Source organism: Streptomyces sp. NBC_00464 (genome assembly GCF_036013915.1).
Taxonomy (GTDB): Bacteria; Actinomycetota; Actinomycetes; order Streptomycetales; family Streptomycetaceae; genus Streptomyces.
Genome location: NZ_CP107899.1, coordinates 8,076,422 through 8,096,488, shown reverse-complemented (window position 1 = coordinate 8,096,488; position 20,067 = coordinate 8,076,422). Strand labels below are relative to the sequence as shown.

Sequence of the window (20,067 nt, the reverse complement as noted above, 5' to 3'; positions counted from 1 at the left end):
GCGGGTGGTTCGCACGAGGCCTTTACGCCTGCATGTGGTAATCGGTGTCGTCGGACGACGAACGGGTCACGGACGTCGTGATGCTGCCGATGAGACCGAGGACGAGGAAAAGGACCAGCAGCGCCTTGCCCGCGGTGCTCATGACCAGAGGCCTGGTCGCGGAGCGCCCCTGCTGTTCCGGTACGGAGAGGGCGTCCTCGCCGAAGAATCCCTTGGGGTAGGCGGGGCTGAGCATCGACACGTACGCGGAGACGCGCATCTCGTAGCGGAGGGTGGCCGCCGTGGCTTCGAAGAGAGGACGGGGCATGCGTCCGAGGATCAGGGTGATCAGCCACCACACGATCGCCAGGGCGTACCAGCCGTAGGTGGCCAGGCTCTGCACGATGGCGGCCGGAATCACCAGGATCAGCCGGAAGAAGACGGCCAGCCGGTTGAGACCTGTCGGACGGACGTCGATCCGGACGGGGTGGTCCGGCGGCTGGGTCAGGGTGAAGGGCGGATAGCTGTCGACGAGGAGCATGCCGCTTGCGGCGACCCTCGTGCGGTAGGCGAGGGTCGCCGCAAGGAAGCGGAAGACGGGCTCGGGGAGCCGGCCCAGGACAAGGGCTGCGAACCAGCCGAACACGACGGTGAAGAAGGCCGCGACCTCCAGGAAGAACAGCACGATGAAGTGCGGGATCAGCAGCAGGAGACGGAACAGGACGGTGAGCCTGCGCTGGCGGGCCGGCTCGATGATGTCCAGCACCGGCAGGAACTCCTCCGCGTCCCCTGCACGGCGTCCCGGACTCCACTGCGCGTCGGCCATGTCGCTCCCCTTCGGCGGGTGATCCGTACGCCTACGGCACGCTGTGGCGTCACCCCACGCTGGGACCGCCCGTGCGGACCCGCAATCGGCCACGGGCCGATCGAGTGGCCGGCCGGCTTCCGGTCGGCTGCCCCGCCGTCGGGCCCATCCGTCGGGCCCCGTCTCCGGGTCATCCCTTGCGGACTCGTCTGCGGGTGACTCCGGCCCGCACTCCCTGCCGCATCCGGGTCCAGGTCGCGGTCACCCGGCCGGTCCGCTTCGTGGTCCGGGGGCGGGCGGGCTTCGGCCGCCGGGTCCGGGCCGGGGCGGCCTTGCGCCCCGGTTCGGCCGCGAGCACGTGGTAGCGGTGACTCAGACGCCGGCCCAGCAGCAGATAGCCGAGCAGCGCGCCCGTCGTGTTGAGTATGACGTCGTCGATGTCGAAGGCCCGCCCCGCGACCAGCGCTCCCTGAACCAGTTCGACCACGACGATGACCAGGACGGTCAGCAGGACCATGCGGACCATGCGCAGCCGTCGTGGCACGAGAACGGGCAGCAGCACGCCGAACGGCATGCCCAGCACGAGATTGCCACCGGCCTGTTTGCAGGCTGCGAGGAAGGTGTAGTCCTCGGCGTACTGCCGGAGCGAGCGTCCCGGGTGGAGATTCGACGTCACGAGATCCTCCGAAGCGGGCGACGGTGTGAGCGTCACCTTTGCCAGCACGACGGAGAATCCGACCATGGCCACGAAGGCCGTCACCAGGATGGTGATCTGGAGCAGAACATGGCCCCATGCCCTGTGCCGTGTCACGTTGCGCGTGCCTCTTCCTGCCTCTGCGTTCATGGGCGACAGGTGCCCCCGACCGGCCGCGGCACACCTGCCCCGCCGCACCGGCGCATGCGACGCGGGCGGACGCGGGCCAGACTGGTCGCAGCGGCCGGCACGCGAACGGCCCGGCGGGCACGGCACGACGAACCGATGCGGAGATCTCATGACGAGCGACCGCGGGAATGAGCCTCACTGTCTGGTCACCGGCGCCACCGGCTACATCGGGGGGCGCCTGGTCCCGGAACTTCTGGCGGCGGGGTACCGGGTGCGCTGCCTGGCCCGCAGCCCGGAGAAGCTGCGGGACTACCCGTGGGCGGGCGAGGTGGAGATCGTCCGAGGCGACGTCACCGACGCACAGTCGCTCGCCCCGGCCATGCGGGGCATCGACGTGGCCTACTACCTGGTGCACGCCCTGACGGCCGGCGGCGGCTTCGAGGAGACGGACCGCAGGGCCGCCACGGTCTTCGGGGAGCAGGCGCATGCGGCGGGGGTCGGCCGGATCGTCTACCTCGGTGGCCTCACTCCTAACGACGTACCCGAACAGGAGCTGTCACCGCACCTGCGGTCGCGGGCCGAGGTGGGCAGGATCCTGCTGGATTCCGGCGTCCCGACCACCGCTCTGCGGGCCGCGGTCATCATCGGATCCGGGTCGGCCTCCTTCGAGATGCTGCGCTATCTCACGGAGCGGCTGCCCGTCATGGTGACGCCCAGCTGGGTGTCCACGCGGATCCAGCCGATCGCGGTGCGGGACGTGCTGCGCTATCTGGTGGGCAGCGCCCGGATGGAGCGGGAGGTGAGCCGCACCTTCGACATCGGCGGGCCCGACATCGTCACCTACCGCGACATGATGCAGCGCTACGCGGAGGTCGCCGACCTTCCGCACCGGCTGATCCTCCCCGTTCCGATGCTCACCCCGCGGCTGTCCAGCCACTGGATCGGCCTGGTCACCCCCGTGCCGCGCTCGATCGCCCGCCCGCTCGCCGAGTCGCTGCGGTACGAGGTGGTGTGCCGGGAACACGACATCGCACGGTACGTCCCCGACGGCCCCGGGCAGCCGTTCGGCCTCGACAAGGCGCTGCGGCTGGCACTGCAACGGGTCCGGGAGGCACGGGTCACCACCCGGTGGTCCTCCGCATCCGTGCCCGGGGTGCCCAGCGACCCACTGCCCACGGACCCCGACTGGGCCGGCGGCAGCCTGTACACGGATGTGCGCGGACTCGACGTCAACGCGTCCCCGGAGGCGCTGTGGCGGGTCGTCGAGGGGATCGGCGGCGATCACGGCTGGTATTCGTTCCCGCTCGCCTGGGCGGTACGCGGGTGGCTCGACCGGCTGGTGGGGGGCGTGGGACTGCGACGCGGGCGGCGGGACACCGACCGGCTGCGCGTGGGTGACTCGCTGGACTTCTGGCGCGTCGAGGAGATCGAGCCGGGCCGCCTGCTGCGGCTGCGCGCCGAGATGCGGCTGCCGGGCCTGGCCTGGCTGGAGATGTACGCGGAGCCCGACGGCCGGGGCCGCTCGCGCTACCGCCAGCGGGCGCTGTTCCATCCGCGCGGGCTGCTCGGCCACGCGTACTGGTGGAGCGTGTGGCCCTTCCACTCGGTCGTGTTCGGGGGGATGGCCCGCAACATCGCCCGTACGGCGGCGGGCTCGGCGTCACCCGAACCGGCGAGCGCCACGGTGTCGCCCTGACCGGTGCGCCCGCGGACGGCAGCATGGCATGTCCCCGGCCTCCCAGGAGTTGCGCCATGACCGTAGCGGTCGTCCTGTTCACTGCCGATCTCCGGCTGCACGACCATCCACCACTGCGGGCGGCGCTCGCTTCCTCGGACGAGATCGTGCCGCTGTTCGTCCGTGACAGCGCGATCGAGGCGGCCGGGTTCGGCGCCCCGAACCGCCTGGCGTTCCTTGCCGACTGTCTGCGGGATCTCGACGCCGGGCTGCGTGAGCGGGGCGGCAGGCTGGTGATCCGTTCGGGCGATGTCGCCGAGGAGGTGGGGCGGATCGTCTCCGAGACGGGTGCGGCGGACGTCCATCTCGCGGCCGGCGTCAGCGCGTACGCCCGTCGTCGCGAGGAGCGGCTGCGCGCGGCGCTGGCGTCCGGCGGGCAGCGGCTGCACGTCCACGACGGCGTGGTCACCGCGGTCGCGCCCGGCGCCGTGACGCCGGCGGCCTCGGACCACTTCGCCGTGTTCACGCCGTACTTCAGGCGCTGGTCCGCGCAGCGGGTACGCGAGACCTTCGCCGCGCCCCGGGCCGTGCGGGTCCCGGACGGTCCGGGGTCGGAAGCCGTGCCCGCCCGCAGCGCGGTCTCCGGGGTGTCGGAGGGTCTGGCCGAGGGCGGGGAGCGTCAGGCCCGCACACGGTTCACCGCATGGCGGCGTCACGGGCTCGCGGCGTACGAGGAGGGTCACGACGACCTGTCCGGCGACGCGACGTCCCGGCTCTCGCCGCACCTGCACTTCGGCACCCTGTCCCCCGTCGAGCTCGTCCACCGGGCCCGCACCGTTGAAGGGGCCGGGGCCGAGGCCTTCGTCCGGCAGTTGTGCTGGCGCGAGTTCCACCACCAGGTCCTCGCGGCCCGGCCCGCCGCGGCCCGGCAGGACTACCGCACCCGGCACGACCACTGGCGCTCCGAGACGGATGCCGCCGAGGACATCGAGGCCTGGCGGCAGGGACGCACCGGCTACCCCGTGGTCGACGCGGCGATGCGCCAGCTGCGCCACGAGGGCTGGATGCACAACCGCGGACGGCTGCTCACCGCCGGCTTCCTGACCAAGACGCTGTACGTGGACTGGCGCATCGGCGCACGGCACTTCCTGGACCTGCTCGTCGACGGCGATGTCGCCAACAATCAGCTGAACTGGCAGTGGATGGCCGGGACCGGCACGGACAGCCGCCCCAACCGGGTACTCAACCCCGTGATCCAGGCCAAGCGATACGACCCGGACGGCAGCTACGTCCGCCGCTGGGTGCCGGAGCTGGCGGAGGTGTCCGGGTCCGCCGTGCATGAGCCGTGGAAGCTGCGGAGGTCGGGGCGTGACCGGCCGGACTATCCGGAGCCGGTGGTGGGGCTGGCCGACGGGCTGTCCCGCTTCAGGCGGGCACGCGGCCTGGACTGAGCGCCACCGCGCTCCGGAGCCGGTGCCGCCCGCTCCCACAGGAATGCTCCGGCGCCGGGTCCGCCGCGCCACGCCGGGGACAACGCCGCCGGGCAGGCCGGGGCGGCGGCGAGGATGCTGACGTGCCGACTCCCAGCGCATCCACCGAACCGGCCGGCCGCGATGCCACGGACGGTTCCCGCGCCCATGCGGCGCTTCTGCTGCTGTCTGCGGCCTCCGGAGCAGCGGACGCCTTCGTCTTCATCTGCGTCGGCCAGGTCTTCGCCGGTGTGATGACGGGCAACCTGGTACTGCTGGGCGCCGCGGCCGCGGGGGCCGGCGAGGAGGGAGTCGCGCTGCGTGTGGTCACCGCGCTGGTCTCGTACGGGTGCGGGGTGGCCTGGGGCGCGGTGGCCGGGGAGCGGGTGTGGTGGCGGCTGCCCGTCATGCTGCTGATCGAGGTGGTGCTGCTCAGCCTGGGCGCGGCGCTGTGGGCGTGCGGCCTGATCACGTCGGACGCGGACCGGCTGGGGTTGCTGGTGGTCATGGGACTCGCGATGGGCATCCAGGGCCGTGTCCGGGCCACGCCCACGAACTACTTCACCGGAACGCTGACCTCTCTCGTCGCACGGCTCGCCCGGGCATCGTGGCGTCACGATGACGGCTGGGTCGCCGGCCGGCTGCTCGCCGTCGTGGCGGGCGCGGCACTGGCCGCGCTGACGGTGCGTCTGTGGCCTGCTTCGGGCGCCGTGTCCGCCGCGGGTCTGGCGGCCGCCGCTCTGTTCGTCGAAACTGCCGGACGGAGGGCCGTCACGGCAGCGGCCCGGGCGTAGGCCACGGACAAGGGGAAGCCCCGGCCGGATCGGGGGAATCCAGCCGGGGCGGCTCTGGTGTGGGCGCTCAGCGCGTCATCCACATATAGGTGAACGATAAATCATCCGGTCCCGTTCCCGGGAATCCGCACCCCGAACTGTGATCCACGGCACGGACAGCCGGGCCGACGATGCGGCGTCACGCACCGGTGGCAGGGGCCTCGGCGCCGTAACGGCGGTTGAACTGCTCGATCCGGCCGGCCGTGTCCAGCACCTGCCGGGTCCCCGTGTAGAACGGGTGACTCGCCGACGAGGTCTCCACATCGATGACGGGATAACTCCGGCCGTCCTCCCACGTCACCCGCTGATCGGAATGCGCGGTGGAACGGGTGAGGAAGGCAGCCCCCGCGGCACGGTCACGGAAGACCACCGGACGGGAGACGGGGTGAATTCGGGACTTCATGGGCATTCCTTCCCTGGTGCGAGAGCGGACGGACGGCGCAGGCCGCCCGGCGTCGGTCGGGGCTACGGTCAGCGTTCCTCGCGGAACAGGACGTGCTGCCCGGCTGCGGGGTCGTACTTGCGCAGGACCAGGCGGTCGGGGTTGTTGCGACGGCTTTTCCGCGTCACATAGCTCTGACCGGTTCCGGCGGTCGAGCGGAGGGTGACGACGGGACGGGTTTCACTGCGGGCCATGAGCACCTCCGGACTTCTCCAGCGATCCCGAACCCTTGATGGGAACGGGATTCGTTTTCGTTCTGGTCGTGTAACGCGGGCGCACCCGGGAGCATTCCCACCCCGTCGAACACTCCGCCACCAGGCTTCCGGGCGCCGCACCCGAACCTCACAGCACTCGCCGGCCAGCCGTCACGTGGGGCCGCGACGCTCGTTGATCGCTGTGCCCGGCATCGCAGCCGGCCTCCCGAGGAACGTGAGCCATGCACCTGAAGAACACCCTGACCACCCTTGCGGCCACCGCGATGATCGCCGCCTGCTCGATGACCGCGGCCGGCCCGGCAGCTGCTGCCGGGGACACCGCGCCCGCCTGCGTGGCGCGCGACGTCATCAAGCAGAACAAGACGGCCTGGACGACGAACAACTGCGGCCGGAACATGCACATCCAGCTGGTGATCAACAACGGTCCCGACCGGTCGTGCTGGACCACCTCCCCCGGCGAGACCCTCGAATGGAAGTGGAAGATGGGCTCGTACGGCCGAATCGCCCTCTGCTGACACTGCGGGCCGCCATCGCCCCCGGTGGCCCGGCCCACGGAATTCCGGAGCCCCCGCCCCGGCGGGGGCTCCCGCCCGCATATGCCCCGATGGGAGTCCGTCGACGCCGCGCGAAAGAGCGAGCGCGGGCGCACATCAGGCGCGGGGCGCCGGATGACTTGCATCAACACCCGCGTTCAGAAAGGGTGTTCGACGAATCAGGGTTCCGGCCAGCCGCTGGCATATGCCGGATGCAAGAACGCGTCGAGTGTTGCCAAACCCCTTACGGGCGCCTGCGGGCTGTGCGACAGTCGTATTCGGTCCACCCTCAGACCTGGTTGTACCGCGCCTGTATCGGAGTACGACATGCCGCCCCATCCGTCCGCGGACCACCCCGCCCCCCAGCCGCCCGAGCGCGATGCGGTTGACGCATTGATCAACCGGACGCATCGGCTGCGCGGCGATGTGGACGCGGTGCGGCGCGACACCGCCCTCGTCGACGAGGACGACCCGCAACTGCGCTGGCAGCGCGCCCTGTGCGACCTGGCGGTCCACCAGCTCGACGACCTCGGCGCACATCTGGGACAGCTCAGGCAGGGCCTTCCGTCGGAGGCCTCCGAGCAGCTCGCGGCCGGGGCGACGCTGCTCGCCGACCGGGATTCGCCCGCCGCCGAACAGCCGGGATCACTGATCGGCCGGGTGGGCAGCGCCGAATGGAACCTGCTGACCGATGAGGTGAGCTGGTCCGACGAACTGCTCCAGATCTTCGGCCGCACACCCGAGACAGGGCCGCTCTCGCTGGATGACCTGCCCTCCGTGCTCGTACCCGAGGACCAGCCTCTGCTCACCTCGCTGGTGACGGACTGCCTGGTCGACGGCAAGCCGATAGACGGCGAGTTCCGCATCGTGCACACCGACGGGCGGATCAGGACCCTGCACATGATGGGTGAGCCCGTCCTCGACGCGGACGGTTGCACCGCTTCCATGTGGGCGGTCCTGCGCGATGTCAGCGCGCTGCACCGCAGTCGGCAGGTGGTACGCCGGACCCAGGAATCACTCCACCGCCAGCAGCACATCGCCAGGACCGAACGCCGCATGGCCGTGGAACTGCAGGAGGCCGTACTCCCCCCGTGGCGAGGCTCGCTCAGCCTTCCGGACCAGGGGCCCGGATCGCTGGACATCGCGGCCCACTATCTGCCGTCGGATTCGAGCGCCCTGATCGGCGGCGGCTGGTACGACGCCATGGAGCTGCCGGACGGCCGGACACTGCTCACGGTCGGTGATCTGACCGGTCACGGCATCCAGGCCACCTCCGCCATGGCGATGATCCTGGGTGCGCTGCGGGGCATGGCGGTGGCCGGGATCGAGCCCGGAGCGTTGATGGGGCACCTCAACCAGTTACTCGAGACATCCATCCAGCCCGCCCTGGGCAGCGCGGTGTGCTGCCGGTTCGACCCCGCCACCCGCAGGCTGGACTGGGCGCAGGCCGGACACCCGGCTCCACTGCTTTTCCGCAACGGAACCGGGCGGCCGGTTCCCCCTCCGGACGGAGTGCTCCTCGGAGCGGCGTCCGGAGTCGCCTACGAGCAGGACGAATTGCACCTGCTGCCCGGTGATGTGCTGGTACTGCACACCGACGGTTTGGCCCGGGGCAAGGGGAACGCGCACAGCGGTCTCCGTTCGGGCACGGAAACACTGCTCGGACTCGCGCCGCGCTTCGCCGAGGCCCGTACAGCACAGGAATGCGTCCGGACCGTCGTCGAGGAGTTCGGTGGCACCGAACGACTGGACGACGCGTGTGTACTCATCGCCCGCGTCGGGGCGTAGGAGCAGCGCGGAAACACCACGCACAGAGGTCAGATCTCCGAACTCCTGGGCCTCTTGATGATGGCGCTCTGCGGCAGCGAACGCTTGATCTCCTCGCGCAGGTCCTCGATCTTCGCGTAGCCCGCGAACTGGCCCGTCAGCCGGTACATTTCACGCAGCCGGTCCCAGGTGCGGTGCGAGGAGGTCTCCCCCATCGTCACCAGGGCGAGCCGGGCGTAACGGTCGGCCTGCTCGGGGTCGTCGGCGATGAAGCAGGCCGAAGCGAGCGAGATGTAGTCGAAGATCCTGGACCGCTGGCGTCCGTTGACCCGCAGTTCCAGCGCCTGCTTCGCATGGCGCTGGGCGATGACGGCTGCCGAGGGGTCGTGCTCGGCCAGCGTGCGGAACGCCAGGGCCTGCATGCCGTGCAGATCAGCCTCGTCGAACATCTGCATCCAACTGGGCGGTGGCACATCGCCCTTGTCGGAGATGAAGAGCTCCTCCGCGCGGCCGAGGGTGCGCCGCATGGCCTGCCCCCGCCCCATGGAGGCCTGCGCCCAGGCCTCGATCGTGTGCAGCATCGCCTGGGTGCGCGGCAGGACCATGTCCCCCGAGCCCGACTTGGCGAGTTTCATGAGGTCGAGTGCGTCGTCGGGACGGCCCAGGTGGACCATCTGGCGGGCCGCCCTGGAGAGGGCTTCGCCCGCGCGCGGCCGGTCACCACCCTCGCGCGCGGCGTGTGCGGCGATGACGAAGTACTTCTGGGCCGTGGGTTCGAGGCCGATGTCGTGGGACATCCAGCCCGCGAGGACGGCGAGGTTGGCGGCGACGCCCCAGAGACGGCGCTGCAGGTGATCGGGGTGGCGGTAGGCGAGCATGCCTCCCACCTCGTTGAGCTGGCCCACCACGGCCTTGCGCTGGAGGCCGCCGCCACGGGAGGCGTCCCAGGCGCGGAACACCTCCACGGATCGCTCCAGGGCCTCGATCTCCTCCGAGCCGATGGGCGCGGCTTCGTACCGGTCGTAGCCGGCCGGATCCGCGTGCACGGGGTCGTCGATGCGTGGGGCGTCAGCCGCCAGTACGGGGTCGGTGTGCAGCCAGTCGTGCATGGGGCCGGCGATCGTGGAGCCGGCGGCGAGCGCGGCGCCCGCGCTCACCAAGCCGCGTCGGTTGAGCATGAGGTCCATTCCCGTGAATTCGGTGAGGACCGCTGCCGTCCGCTCGGGCGCCCACGGGAGTTGGTCGGGATTGTGTTCCGTCCCGGCCTCTCGCCGTTTCCCCACACGCCCGCGTCGGCCGAACCCGAGGTCCTCGATGGTCACGACACGACCGAGCCGCTCGGTGAACAGGGCTGCCAGCACTTCGGGCACGGGATCGCGCGGGGACTCCCCCATGTCGATCCATCGCCTTACGCGCGAGGTGTCGGTGGCCAGCTGTGGGTGGCCCATGGCCGCCGCCTGCCGGTTCACCATTCTCGCGAGTTCACCCTTGGACCAGCCGGCAAGGCCGAACAGGTCCGAAAGGCGGGTGTTGGGTTCTCCGGTCACGTCAAGCCCCCAGGTTCTCGGCTGTGTTGACAGTAACCCCCTGTCAGATGCCTTGCGACTATTCGCCAGGGTTCGCCAGGGTCCGCCACATGGTCTGCCACCCGCGGATCGGTGTCAGGTAGGAAAGCGCCACCCCGCCCGGCAGCCCTAGGTACTCCCCAGGGTGCCGAACGGCCGCCGGCCGGGGCGGCGCACGTAACTTGTCGGCGCACGAAGGGATCTGTCTAGCCCATGTACACAGCATCGTCCTCCGTGTCCGCCCCACCCCGGCCGCTGCGTCCCCTGGGAGTGGGTGGCGGACCGTATCTCGACCCCCGCGCCGTCGTCCCCGCGCCCGGCATCGGCCGGCCCCTGCGCGCGGCAGGTCCGGGTTCCCCTTCGCTCAGCGGAAGACTGGACCTGTCGGGCCCGCAGGGCGCTCAGTTGAGGATGGCGATCGCCTCGGTGCACCGGATCTGCCCGGAGTTCAATCCGGTGCAGGTCCTGCGGCGCAGTGGCCGTTCGGTACTCCTCGTCGGTTCCACCGGCCGGGCGACCGCGGTCGCCAAGTGTTTACTGGACCACTCGCCCGCGTGGTCGGAGCGGTTCCGTCACGAAATAGCGGCATACCGGGCGTTCGTCCGGCACCGTCCGCCGGTCCGGGTGCCCCGGCTCATCGCAGCGGACCCGGAGAACTGCACCCTGGTCATCGAGCGGATGCCCGGCCGGGTGGCGGCGTTGACCAGGCACCCGTCCGAGGCCCCGCCGCGGGCGGATCTGCGGGCCGTGCTCGGTGCGGTCAGCCGGGTCAACGCCTGGCGTCCGCCGGCCGGCCTGTTCGACGCCCCGCTCGACTACGCGGCACGCATCGCGCGCTATCACGAGCTCGGCCTCTTCACCGACCGTGATCTGGGAGACCTTCAGAAGCTGCTGCACGGCCTGGCCCACGCCGGGGGCCGCCAGGGCATGGGGCAGTTCTGTCACGGTGACGCGCTGCTCTCCAACATCCTCCTGTCACCCACCGGTCCGGTTCTGGTGGACTGGGAACACGCCGGGTGGTATCTGCCGGGCTACGACCTGGCGACGCTCTGGGCGGTCCTGGGCGACGCGCCGGTGGCGCGGCGCCAGATCAGCCAGCTGGCCCAGGTCGCGGGTCCCGCGGCGCGGGACTCGTTCCTGGTCAATCTGATGCTCGTGCTCACGCGGGAGATCCGTACGTACGAGACGGCCCTTCAGCGGGCCATGCGGGACACCACCGCGCCGGCCCGGACGGTCCAGGACCGTCCGGGTGCGCTCTCGTCGGGCGAGGAGCAGCGACTGCTGCTGCGTCGCCTGCACGACGACTGCGCCATGGCGCGAAGTGCCGTTCGAGCCGCGGTCGGCACTCGCTGACCTTGCCCGACGGGGGATGCGCGCTGCGGGTCCGGTGCCGACACACCGGGCCCGCAGCGCGCTGTTGTGCCGCCCTGCCCCCTGGGAGCGTGTGTCCGCTCAGCGTGCGCGGACGATGTCCACGTCGGATGCCTTCACAAAGGCGATGCGGTGGCCGATCTGGACGGTCACGTACTTCTCCTTGCCCTGGAAGTAGGCATGGTCCAGGGGGTACGAGGAGTCGATGGTCGGCGCGTAGAAGAAGCCGGTGGGGGCCTCTCCGCCGCCGGGGTAGGACTGGCCTGCCTTGATGGTGTACTGCAGGGCCGTGCCCACCCGCTGGTCAGCGAAGTCGGCGGGGTACTCCGACTTCTCCGGGTACGCCACCCCGTACACCGGCACCTCCGTGCGGCCGGCCTTCGGCCTCACCACATAGCCGGCGGTGGGGGTCGTGGTACGGGCGTGGTCCGGAGTGCGGAGCCATGCCTTCTTGCCGTACCACCAGATCGCCGTCCAGCCGGGTGCGTGGTCGGCAACGACGGCCTGCTGGGTGGCACTGATCTTGCTGCCCCAGTCGGCGGCGCAGTTGGTGCCGGGCGAGCCGTCCGTGTGCAGCCCGGGGTCGGAGAAGAGCGGTGATTCGGCGGAGGGTTCCGTGTGGAGCGGGACGGCGCTGGAACCCTGGACGGGCAGGTCGACGCCCTTCTCGCAGTCACGGAAGGCCTGTTGGTTGTCCTTGAACCGCGGGCTGACAGTGATGAGTTCACTGCTCTTGCGGGCCGTCGGCACAGTGGGCTTGCCGAGCAGCGCCATGAAGCGGTTCCAGTCCCAGTAGGTGCCCGGGTCCCAGTGCATGCTCTTGGCGCCGGCGGCGCTGGTGGGCGGCACCCCGTCGTGGCCGATGATGTGCTGCCGGTCGAGCGGAATGTCGTACTTGGCCGCGAGGTAGCGCACGAGTGCGGCGGTCGAGCGGTACATCTCGGGGGTGTACCACTTCGCGCCCTCGGTGGCGACGCCCTCCTGCTCGATCCCGATGGAGTGCGAGTTGACGTACCAGTTCCCGGCCTGCCAGGCGACGTCCTTGTTCTTCACCATCTGCGTGACATGGCCGTCGCCCGAACGCACCACGTAGTGGGCCGACGTCTGCTTCAGCGGGTTCTGGAAGATCTTCAGGGTGGTGTCGAAGTCCTCCTCGGTGTCGTGGAGGACGATGAACTTGATCTTGTTGCCGTGCGGCCGGTCCGCGGTGTCGTAGTTGCCGTACGTCTCCTTGTCGGCCGGGTCGCCGGTCTGCTGGTAGGCCGCCGGGACCCAGTCGCATTCGAGACCGCGCGGGCACTCCGGCCGCACCCCGTCCGCGCCGGCCTGTGCCGCGGGACTGAGCAGCGCGAGACTCAGTGCGCCGGCGGTGGTAAGCGCGAGTGCGAGTCTGGTCCTCTGCTTGGACGTCATGACAACCCTTCTTGGAGCTGGGCGTTTCCCGAGCCGTACGTGTCGAGAGGTCTTCGTGTTCCGATCTCGTGTTCCGTCGTGCGCGCACACTCTGTGACCTGAGGTGATAGCACGTCAAGAGCGTTGTGGAAGCCGCGAGTCGAACCAGTGGACCAGACCACTGGCAGGTGCCCTGACCTGCGGAAGGAAAGGAGCAACGGGTTTCTGGCGGTGTCGCGTTACCGGAGTTTTACGCAGCGGCGGACCGCCCGGCGCGATCCGGAACCGTCCCTCGAACGGGCGTACTTCTTGTGTGACTAATAGCCGCCGCGCGTGCCTCGAACGGCCGAAGGGTAGAGCTCGCGCGGACACGACCGCACCGCGTGACGCTCACGCGGAGACTCACCGAAAGGCCGGACGCACATGGCACAGCCCTTCACCCTGCCGGACTTCTATGTTCCGTATCCGGCGCGCCTCAACCCGCATGTCGAGGAGGCGCGGCAGCACACGAAGACGTGGGCTCGGGCCATAGGGATGCTGGAGGGGTCCGGCATCTGGGAGGAGAAGGACCTCGACTCCCATGACTACGCGTTGTTGTGTGCCTACACGCACCCCGACTGCGCGGCCGAGGCCCTGTCCCTGGTCACCGACTGGTACGTGTGGGTCTTCTTCTTCGACGACCACTTCCTGGAGCTGTTCAAGCGCACCCCGGACCGCGAGGGCGGCAAGGCGTACCTGGACCGGCTGCCCGCGTTCATGCCGATGGAGCGGGGCGCGCCCACGCCGGAGCCCACCAACCCGGTCGAGGCGGGTCTGGCGGATTTGTGGGCGCGGACGGTGCCCGGCATGTCGGACGCGTGGCGGGTGAGGTTCGCCGAGGCGACGAAGAACCTGTTGAACGAGTCGCTGTGGGAGCTCGCCAACATCAACGAGGGCCGCATCGCGAACCCCGTCGAGTACATCGAAATGCGCCGCAAGGTGGGCGGCGCTCCCTGGTCGGCGGGTCTGGTGGAGTACGCGGCGGGCGCCGAGGTGCCCGAGGCGGTGGCCGGCGAACGGGCGTTGCGCGTGCTGCGTGACGCGTTCTCGGACGGGGTCCATTTGCGCAACGACCTGTTCTCGTACCAGCGGGAGGTCGAGGACGAGGGCGAGAACAGCAATGGCGTCCTGGTCCTTGAGCGCTTCCTCGACTGCTCGACACAGGAGGCCGCCGAAGCGGTGAACGATCTGCTGACGTCACGCCTCCAGCAGTTCGAGAACACCGCGCTGACCGAACTGGGCCCCCTCTGCGCGGGGAAGGGCCTCGACGCGGCGCAGACTGCGGCGGTGCTCGCGTACGTCAAGGGGCTGCAGGACTGGCAGTCCGGCGGCCATGAATGGCACATGCGCTCCAGCCGCTACATGAACGACGGCGGGGCCGTGCGGGCCGCGCCGGGCTTCGGGATGGCCGCCGCGTCGATCCGATTCACTCCCCGCTCGGAGTCCGCCCGGCTGCGCAGCCACACCCATCGGCCGTTCCAGCATGTCGGCCCGTCCCTGCTGCCCGACTTCGACCTGCCGTTCGGTACGACGCTCAGTCCCCACCTGGACGGCGCCCGGGAGCGGCTGGTCGGCTGGTCGGACCGGGTGGGCATCCTTCAGGCGCAGCCGGGCGTGCCCAACTCGCACATCTGGGACGAGGAGCGGCTGCGGGCGATCGACCTGCCGCTGTGCGCGGCCGGCATTCATCCGGACGCCACCCCGGACGAGCTGGACCTGTCCTCGCAGTGGCTGGCCTGGGGGACCTACGGGGACGACTGGTTCCCTGTGGTGCACGGACGGACCCGCGATCTGGCGGGAGCCCGGCTGGCCAACGAGCGGCTGTCGCTCTTCATGCCACTGGACGGGACCGCGCCGCCCGAGCCCGTCAACGCGCTGGAACGCGGGCTGGGCGACCTCTGGGAGCGCACCTCGGCTCCGATGGACGACAGCGGCAGGCGCGCGTTCCGCAAGTCCATCGAGGACATGACCGCCAGCTGGCTGTGGGAGCTGGCGAACCAGGCACAGAACCGGATTCCCGACCCGGTGGACTATGTCGAGATGCGGCGCATGACGTTCGGTTCGGATCTGACGATGGGTCTGTGCCGGCTCGGGCACGGCAGGAAGGTACCGCCGGAGATCTACGAGAGCGGCCCGCTGCGCTCCCTGGAGAACGCGGCAGCCGACTACGCCGCGTTGCTCAACGACCTGTTCTCGTACCAGAAGGAGATCGAGTACGAGGGTGAGGTGCACAACGGTGTCCTGGTGGTGCAGAACTTCTTCGGGGTGGACTATCCGACCGGAGTGTCGATCCTGTACGACCTGATGAAGTCCCGGCTGCGCCAGTTCCTGCACGTCGCCGAGAACGAACTCCCGGTGCTGTACGACGACTTCGGCCTGGACAGCGAGGCGAGGGAGGTCCTCGCCGGTTACGTCCAGGAGCTGAAGCACTGGATCGCGGGCATCCTGATCTGGCACCGGGACTGCAGGCGCTACCGCGAGGAGGATCTGCGGCGGGGCACCGCGGCCCCGTGGCACCTGGGCGGTCCCACGGGGCTCGGCACCTCGGCGGCGCAGGTGACGTCGTTGTTCGCTCAGCTCTCGGGGGTCAAGGTGTAGCGCTTGCCGGCGCGGGCCCTGATGACCTTCTCTCCGCCGGTGAACAGCGTGCCGCGTACGGTCAGTTCGCGGGTCCGGCTCGCCGTGATCACCACACGGCGGGCCTGGCCCGCGGCCCATTCGATGTCGACGGTGAATCCTCCCCGGGCGCGCAGTCCGCGCACGGAGCCGTCCGGCCAGGCTGCGGGAAGTGCGGGGAGAATGTCCACGGCGTCGTGCTGGCTCTGCAGCAGCATCTCCGCGATACCCGAGGCGGCACCGAAGTTTCCGTCGATCTGGAAGGGCGGGTGGGTGTCCCAGAGGTTGGGGAGGGTGGAGCTCTTCAGCTGTTCCGCGAGCATCTTGTGCGCGTGGCTGCCGTCCCGGAGCCGCGCCCAGAAGTTGATCTTCCATGCCTTGGACCAGCCGGTGCCACCGTCCCCACGGGCACCCAGGGAGACTTTGGCGGCTTCGGCCCAGGTGCTCCCGGCCTCGATCTGACGGCCGGGGTGGAGGCCGAAGAGGTGGGAGACATGGCGGTGATCGTCGGCCGGGTCGTCCCGGTCGGCCTTCCACTCCTGGAGCTGGCCCCAGGAGCCGACGCGCAGGCCGGGGTCGAGGTTGTCGAGGGCCGATTCGAGACGGTCACGGAAGGCGGGTGCCTCGCCGAGGGTGCGGGCGGCCTCCAGGGTGCTGGTGAGGAGGTCGTGGACGATCTGCTGGGACATGGCTGCCCCGGCGGTGAAGTCCCCGTGCTCGGGTGAGTAGCTCGGGGTGACGACGAGGAGTCCGTCGCGCGGGTCGGTGCGCAGGTTGGCCAGCCAGAATTCGGCGGCTTCCTTCATCGCTGGGTAGGCGGTGGAGCGCAGGTAGTCGGTGGAGCCGCTGAAGCGGTAGTGCTCGTACATCTGCTGGGTGAGCCAGGCGGCGGCCTCGGGGAACCAGAAGGCGGTGGACCAGTCGTGGACGCCGGTGAAGCCGAACGGGTTGGTCTCGTTGTGCACGACCCAGCCGGCGGTGCCGAACATCTCCTTCGCCGTTCTGCGGCCGGGCTCGCGCATGGCCTCGATATAGCGGTCGTAGGGGGCGGTGGTCTCGGCGAGGTTGGTGACCTCGGCGAGCCAGTAGTTCATCTGGAGGTTGATGTTGCTGTGGTAGTCGGCGGACCAGGGCGGGTTGGTCGAGTTGTTCCAGACGCCCTGGAGGTTGGCGGGCAGCGAGCCGGGTCGGGAGGAGGCGATCAGCAGATAGCGGCCGTACTGGAAGAAGAGCGCCTCCAGGGCCCGGTCCGCGGCGCTCGTTCCGCCGGTGTAGGCGCTCAGCAGCTGGTCGGTGGGCAGGTCGGGCAGTTGCTGGCCGATGTCGAGGGTGACCCGGTCGAAGAGGGTGCGGTGGTCTTTCACGTGGGCGTCGCGCACGCGCTCGTACGTGGTCGCCGCCGCGGTGTCGACGGCGGCCGTGACCTCGGTGTGCGGGTCCTGTCCGCGGTAGGCGGGACAGGTGTCCGCGTAGTCGGTGCCGGCCGCGAGGAAGAACCACGCGCTGTCCGCTCCGGTGACGGTGAGGCTGCCGTCGGCCCCTGCGGTGACCGTGCCACCGGTGGTGCGGACGCGGATCTGGGCCTCGAAGCGCAGACCGTTGTCCTTGAGCGCGCCCCGGACCGTGAGGCGGTCACCGGTGGCGGATGCGGTGAAGTCGTTGCGCGGCGAGGTGTACCGCAGGGTGAAGGCCACCTGCCCCGGACGGTCGGCCGCCAGCCGTCCGGCGATGACGGAACCCGGGTGGGAGACGAAGAACTCCCTTGTATGGGCGACCCCTTCATGACTGTAGGCCACAAACGCCAGGGCGGTGCGCAGGTCCAGGCCGCGCCGGTAGGAGGCATCGGGGGCGACCGGTGCGCCCGGCACGTCGAGGTGCAGCTCCCCGAAGACCTGGTAGGCGCCGTAGCCACGGCGTGCCTGTCCGAGTTCGGCGGCCACGGCGTCGGGGCCGAGCGCGCCTTCCCTGTCGAGGCGCTCCTGCACTCCGGTCAGGGCGCCGGGTCTGGGTGCGGTCCAGTTGCCGAAGTCGTACCCCTGGGCCGAGCCGGGGCCGCCGGTCCACAGGGTCTTCTCGTTGAAGGTGAGGAGTTCGGAGGCGAGCGTTCCATGGACGCTCGCGCCCAGGGCACCGCCCCCGATGGGCAGGGACTCGCGCTCCCAGTCCGCGGCGGGCGCGCGATACTGGAGCACCGGGTTCGGCAGCTCCGCCTTCCGCTTGCCGGTCATCGATTCATCGGAGGTCCCGACTGCGGCTGCCGTGCCGGACAGTGCGGGAACTCCCAGCGCCAGAGCGCTTGTTACGCCGATCGCCGTCTTCACAGTGGTGCGTCGCGTCATCCCGGATGTCATGCCGACCGACGCTAGAGGTCCGACGACTGCGCGGACAAGACACATGACGAAGCGGCCTCTTGGACGGAGGCCGCTGGTACTTGGACAGAAGTGGCGCCGTTGGGGTCGCCGGGCGCCGTGCGGCGGTCCGGTGGCCGCGCCGGGCTCAGCCCTGCTGGAAGAGCTCGGCGGGCAACGGCTTCAGGAGGGTGTACAGGTCGTCGGTGATCGGACGGTCCCAGCTGGCGATGGTGACAAGCACGCCGTCGCTGCGGTCGAACTGGACACAGGAGATCCGGCTCTCCGAAAGCTTCACGCGGCGGACGATCAGCAGGTTGTCGCCCTGCATGACGGGCATGTCCTCGGTGCCGGTCACCTCGACCGGCTCGTCGTTCTCCAGCGCGAGCAGCAGCTGGGCCACCTCGAAGGGGACCTGCCCCTCCTCGGTCTCGCGGGCGGGCGAGCCCTCCGGGAGGTTGCCGATGATCATCGCGGGGCCACGGCCGCCGAACAGGTCGTAGCGCAGGAAGACGCCCTGACAGCTCCCGTCGGGGGCGGGCAGCAGACCGGCGCCGAGGTTGCCGGGCCAGTCGCCCGGGTCCATGGCCAGGACGTCGAAGTCGGGGCCCGCGGGTGTGGCGGCGCTACGGCGGCGGAGGAAGGACATGCAGACATGTTACGTGTCCGGGCCCACCTCGCCGAGCCGGGCCCGGGCGGCCCACCGCCGTCCCCACGCCGCACTGCCCGGCCCGCCCCCGGTCACCCGGCTCCGGACTCGGCGGCCAGCTCCTCCAGGACGGCGACAGCCTCGGCCGCCCGGTCGTACGGGACGAAGAGGTGGTCATGGTGGAGTCCGGCGACCACGTTGCAGCTGATGCCCGCGTCGGTGAGGGCGAGCGAGACGGCGGCGGTCAGCCCGACGGCCGCCAGCGCCGAGTGCACACGGAGGGTGATCCAGCCGGCCGGGTAGTCGGCGGTGGCCAGTCCGGCGGCCGCGGCCTGCTCCTCCGGGAGGACCACCGTGAGTCCTTCGCTCTCGAGGACCGTGACGACGGGGGTGGTGCCGTCGGGCACGACACCGCCGGGCGCGGCCGCGTAGACGTAGCGCCCCGGGTGCAGTTCCGGACGCAGGTTGCTCAGCAGAACACGAAGATCACTCTCACCTGTCACCCCGCCACGCTACCCACGGTGTGCGGTGCCGCCCGTGAGGAGGTGCGACACGGGCGCGGTCGCCGGAGACGAGCGGGCGGGCGGACGGCCGGCGCGAGCGGGACGGGTTCGGAAGGGGCTGGCCATCTCCCTGTATGCGCCCCGGGTGGTGAGGTCCTGGCCGCCGGCACGGAAGGCCTGGCGGTCCGGCCGCCAGGGATCGGCAGCGGGAACGGTCCGCCGGAGATCACCGACGGACCGCCTCGGACATGTACAACAGGGCTCGACGATCCACGGACAGGACCGGACGCCTACAGACGGGGCTGCTGCTGATTACTGCGCGCCGCCATGGCCAGCGCGACGACCCAGCCCACCACGGTCCAGCCCAGGAACAGATTGATCACGAACACGGAGCCCTTGTTCGGCACCCCTCGCGAATAGGCAACAAAAGCCGGCACGAAATAGGCCACCAAGAGAACGATCAGCCCTAACGCACCAATGAGAGCACCACTACTCACAAGATCCCCCCATGCTCCTGGATGTGAAGGTCCATTCTCCACGCCTGTGAACAGATGTCCACAGCGCGTAAGCCGGGATCACCGCCGCACTCGGCTCCGTCAGCGGCCGGCCTGCCACATCCTGTTCGCCCTCAGGCCGCGTCCGGCGAGGAGCATGATCCGTCGCCACACCTGAGCCCCCGACGGCAGACCGATCCCGTCCGGCCCGAGGGACGACGGACTGCCGGTCCGCGGATCACACCACGCCGTGTCCGGTCCCGGCGTCGAACTCGCCGTGCCGGGCGTTCACGACGAACGCACGCCATTCCAAGGGAGTGAGGACCAGCGGGCGGCTGGCGGGACGCCCGGCATTGCGCATGGCGATGAATCCCTCGACGAAAGCGATCTGGACGTCTCCGATGCCCCGACTGCCCGAACGCCAACGGGCGTTGCCGAGGTCGATGTCCGCCTTGTCCCAGCCGGCGAACGGCTGCTGGGGCGTCGTCCTGCGAGCCACGTCGGCTCCTCACGCTCGTCGATTGCGGCCGGAAAGAGCCTAGCCACCGA

General features: G+C 70.2%; 18 protein-coding genes. 7 read left to right on the top strand and 11 right to left on the bottom strand.

The window, feature by feature from the left end; translation table 11 throughout:
* Nucleotides 1-22: 22 nt before the first annotated feature.
* On the bottom strand, nt 23-805 hold the full coding sequence (locus OG912_RS36250; protein WP_327713040.1) for a DUF4389 domain-containing protein: 783 nt from the start codon (nt 803-805) through the stop codon (nt 23-25).
* A 169-nt stretch (nt 806-974) separates the two neighbouring features.
* On the bottom strand, nt 975-1,595 hold the full coding sequence (locus OG912_RS36245) for a VanZ family protein (protein WP_443061060.1): 621 nt from the start codon (nt 1,593-1,595) through the stop codon (nt 975-977).
* A gap of 181 nt (nt 1,596-1,776) precedes the next feature.
* Between OG912_RS36245 and OG912_RS36240 the strand changes: the two genes are divergently transcribed.
* The 3 genes from OG912_RS36240 to OG912_RS36230 all read left to right on the top strand — a co-directional run bounded on the left by OG912_RS36240 (nt 1,777) and on the right by OG912_RS36230 (nt 5,545).
* Nucleotides 1,777-3,303, top strand: a complete 1,527-nt coding sequence (locus OG912_RS36240; protein WP_327713038.1) for an SDR family oxidoreductase — start codon at nt 1,777-1,779, stop codon at nt 3,301-3,303.
* A gap of 56 nt (nt 3,304-3,359) precedes the next feature.
* Complete coding sequence (locus tag OG912_RS36235) at nt 3,360-4,733, top strand: cryptochrome/photolyase family protein (RefSeq protein ID WP_327713037.1); 1,374 nt, start codon at nt 3,360-3,362, stop codon at nt 4,731-4,733.
* Between the two features lie 197 nt (nt 4,734-4,930).
* The gene (locus tag OG912_RS36230; RefSeq protein WP_327713632.1) at nt 4,931-5,545 is read left to right on the top strand and encodes a DUF1275 family protein; all 615 of its coding nucleotides are present in this window, start codon (nt 4,931-4,933) and stop codon (nt 5,543-5,545) included.
* 178 nt (nt 5,546-5,723) lie between these two features.
* Here the strand turns inward: OG912_RS36230 and OG912_RS36225 are convergent, their stop codons facing one another.
* Together OG912_RS36225 and rpmG are read right to left on the bottom strand one after the other, a co-directional pair.
* Nucleotides 5,724-5,987: a type B 50S ribosomal protein L31 gene (locus tag OG912_RS36225; RefSeq protein ID WP_327713036.1), complete on the bottom strand. Its 264-nt coding sequence runs from the start codon at nt 5,985-5,987 to the stop codon at nt 5,724-5,726.
* Nucleotides 5,988-6,055: 68 nt separating this feature from the next.
* Nucleotides 6,056-6,220 carry a 50S ribosomal protein L33 gene (gene rpmG, locus OG912_RS36220; protein ID WP_327713035.1) on the bottom strand — a complete coding sequence of 55 codons (165 nt, stop codon included), beginning with the start codon at nt 6,218-6,220 and terminating at the stop codon, nt 6,056-6,058.
* 242 nt (nt 6,221-6,462) lie between these two features.
* Here rpmG and OG912_RS36215 point away from each other — a divergent pair, with 242 nt between their 5' ends.
* Nucleotides 6,463-6,756, top strand: a complete 294-nt coding sequence (locus OG912_RS36215; RefSeq protein WP_326734206.1) for a hypothetical protein — start codon at nt 6,463-6,465, stop codon at nt 6,754-6,756.
* A gap of 345 nt (nt 6,757-7,101) precedes the next feature.
* A complete protein-coding gene (locus OG912_RS36210) occupies nt 7,102-8,562 on the top strand; it encodes a PP2C family protein-serine/threonine phosphatase (protein WP_327713034.1) in 1,461 nt (486 codons plus the stop codon).
* 29 nt (nt 8,563-8,591) lie between these two features.
* On the opposite strand, the gene OG912_RS36205 is transcribed toward OG912_RS36210, so the two are convergent.
* Nucleotides 8,592-10,088, bottom strand: coding sequence for a DNA-binding protein NsdB (locus OG912_RS36205; protein ID WP_327713033.1), 1,497 nt, complete (start codon nt 10,086-10,088; stop codon nt 8,592-8,594).
* 231 nt (nt 10,089-10,319) lie between these two features.
* Here OG912_RS36205 and OG912_RS36200 point away from each other — a divergent pair, with 231 nt between their 5' ends.
* A complete protein-coding gene (locus OG912_RS36200; RefSeq protein ID WP_327713032.1) occupies nt 10,320-11,459 on the top strand; it encodes an aminoglycoside phosphotransferase family protein in 1,140 nt (379 codons plus the stop codon).
* Nucleotides 11,460-11,558: 99 nt separating this feature from the next.
* Here the strand turns inward: OG912_RS36200 and OG912_RS36195 are convergent, their stop codons facing one another.
* Nucleotides 11,559-12,890: an N-acetylmuramoyl-L-alanine amidase gene (locus OG912_RS36195; protein ID WP_327713031.1), complete on the bottom strand. Its 1,332-nt coding sequence runs from the start codon at nt 12,888-12,890 to the stop codon at nt 11,559-11,561.
* A 402-nt stretch (nt 12,891-13,292) separates the two neighbouring features.
* Here OG912_RS36195 and OG912_RS36190 point away from each other — a divergent pair, with 402 nt between their 5' ends.
* A complete protein-coding gene (locus OG912_RS36190) occupies nt 13,293-15,506 on the top strand; it encodes a terpene synthase family protein (protein ID WP_327713030.1) in 2,214 nt (737 codons plus the stop codon).
* Here OG912_RS36190 and OG912_RS36185 read toward each other — a convergent pair.
* The 5 genes from OG912_RS36185 to OG912_RS36165 form a co-directional block, all read right to left on the bottom strand.
* Nucleotides 15,482-17,716: a glycoside hydrolase family 95 protein gene (locus OG912_RS36185; RefSeq protein ID WP_327713631.1), complete on the bottom strand. Its 2,235-nt coding sequence runs from the start codon at nt 17,714-17,716 to the stop codon at nt 15,482-15,484. The genes OG912_RS36190 and OG912_RS36185 overlap by 25 nt on opposite strands.
* A gap of 304 nt (nt 17,717-18,020) precedes the next feature.
* On the bottom strand, nt 18,021-18,521 hold the full coding sequence (locus OG912_RS36180; RefSeq protein WP_018550733.1) for a hypothetical protein: 501 nt from the start codon (nt 18,519-18,521) through the stop codon (nt 18,021-18,023).
* Between the two features lie 92 nt (nt 18,522-18,613).
* Nucleotides 18,614-19,024, bottom strand: a complete 411-nt coding sequence (locus OG912_RS36175; protein WP_327713029.1) for an ACT domain-containing protein — start codon at nt 19,022-19,024, stop codon at nt 18,614-18,616.
* A gap of 290 nt (nt 19,025-19,314) precedes the next feature.
* On the bottom strand, nt 19,315-19,473 hold the full coding sequence (locus OG912_RS36170; RefSeq protein ID WP_327713028.1) for a superinfection immunity protein: 159 nt from the start codon (nt 19,471-19,473) through the stop codon (nt 19,315-19,317).
* 283 nt (nt 19,474-19,756) lie between these two features.
* On the bottom strand, nt 19,757-20,017 hold the full coding sequence (locus OG912_RS36165) for a DUF397 domain-containing protein (protein ID WP_327713027.1): 261 nt from the start codon (nt 20,015-20,017) through the stop codon (nt 19,757-19,759).
* Between the last annotated feature and the right edge of the window lie 50 nt (nt 20,018-20,067).

Coding starts and splice junctions, on each gene's coding strand:
- OG912_RS36250 (WP_327713040.1), bottom strand. CDS start 805: ATGGCCGACGCGCAGTGGAGTCCGGGACGCCGTGCAGGGGACGCGGAG.
- OG912_RS36240 (WP_327713038.1), top strand. CDS start 1,777: ATGACGAGCGACCGCGGGAATGAGCCTCACTGTCTGGTCACCGGCGCC.
- OG912_RS36235 (WP_327713037.1), top strand. CDS start 3,360: ATGACCGTAGCGGTCGTCCTGTTCACTGCCGATCTCCGGCTGCACGAC.
- OG912_RS36225 (WP_327713036.1), bottom strand. CDS start 5,987: ATGAAGTCCCGAATTCACCCCGTCTCCCGTCCGGTGGTCTTCCGTGAC.
- rpmG (WP_327713035.1), bottom strand. CDS start 6,220: ATGGCCCGCAGTGAAACCCGTCCCGTCGTCACCCTCCGCTCGACCGCC.
- OG912_RS36215 (WP_326734206.1), top strand. CDS start 6,463: ATGCACCTGAAGAACACCCTGACCACCCTTGCGGCCACCGCGATGATC.
- OG912_RS36210 (WP_327713034.1), top strand. CDS start 7,102: ATGCCGCCCCATCCGTCCGCGGACCACCCCGCCCCCCAGCCGCCCGAG.
- OG912_RS36200 (WP_327713032.1), top strand. CDS start 10,320: ATGTACACAGCATCGTCCTCCGTGTCCGCCCCACCCCGGCCGCTGCGT.
- OG912_RS36195 (WP_327713031.1), bottom strand. CDS start 12,890: ATGACGTCCAAGCAGAGGACCAGACTCGCACTCGCGCTTACCACCGCC.
- OG912_RS36190 (WP_327713030.1), top strand. CDS start 13,293: ATGGCACAGCCCTTCACCCTGCCGGACTTCTATGTTCCGTATCCGGCG.
- OG912_RS36180 (WP_018550733.1), bottom strand. CDS start 18,521: ATGTCCTTCCTCCGCCGCCGTAGCGCCGCCACACCCGCGGGCCCCGAC.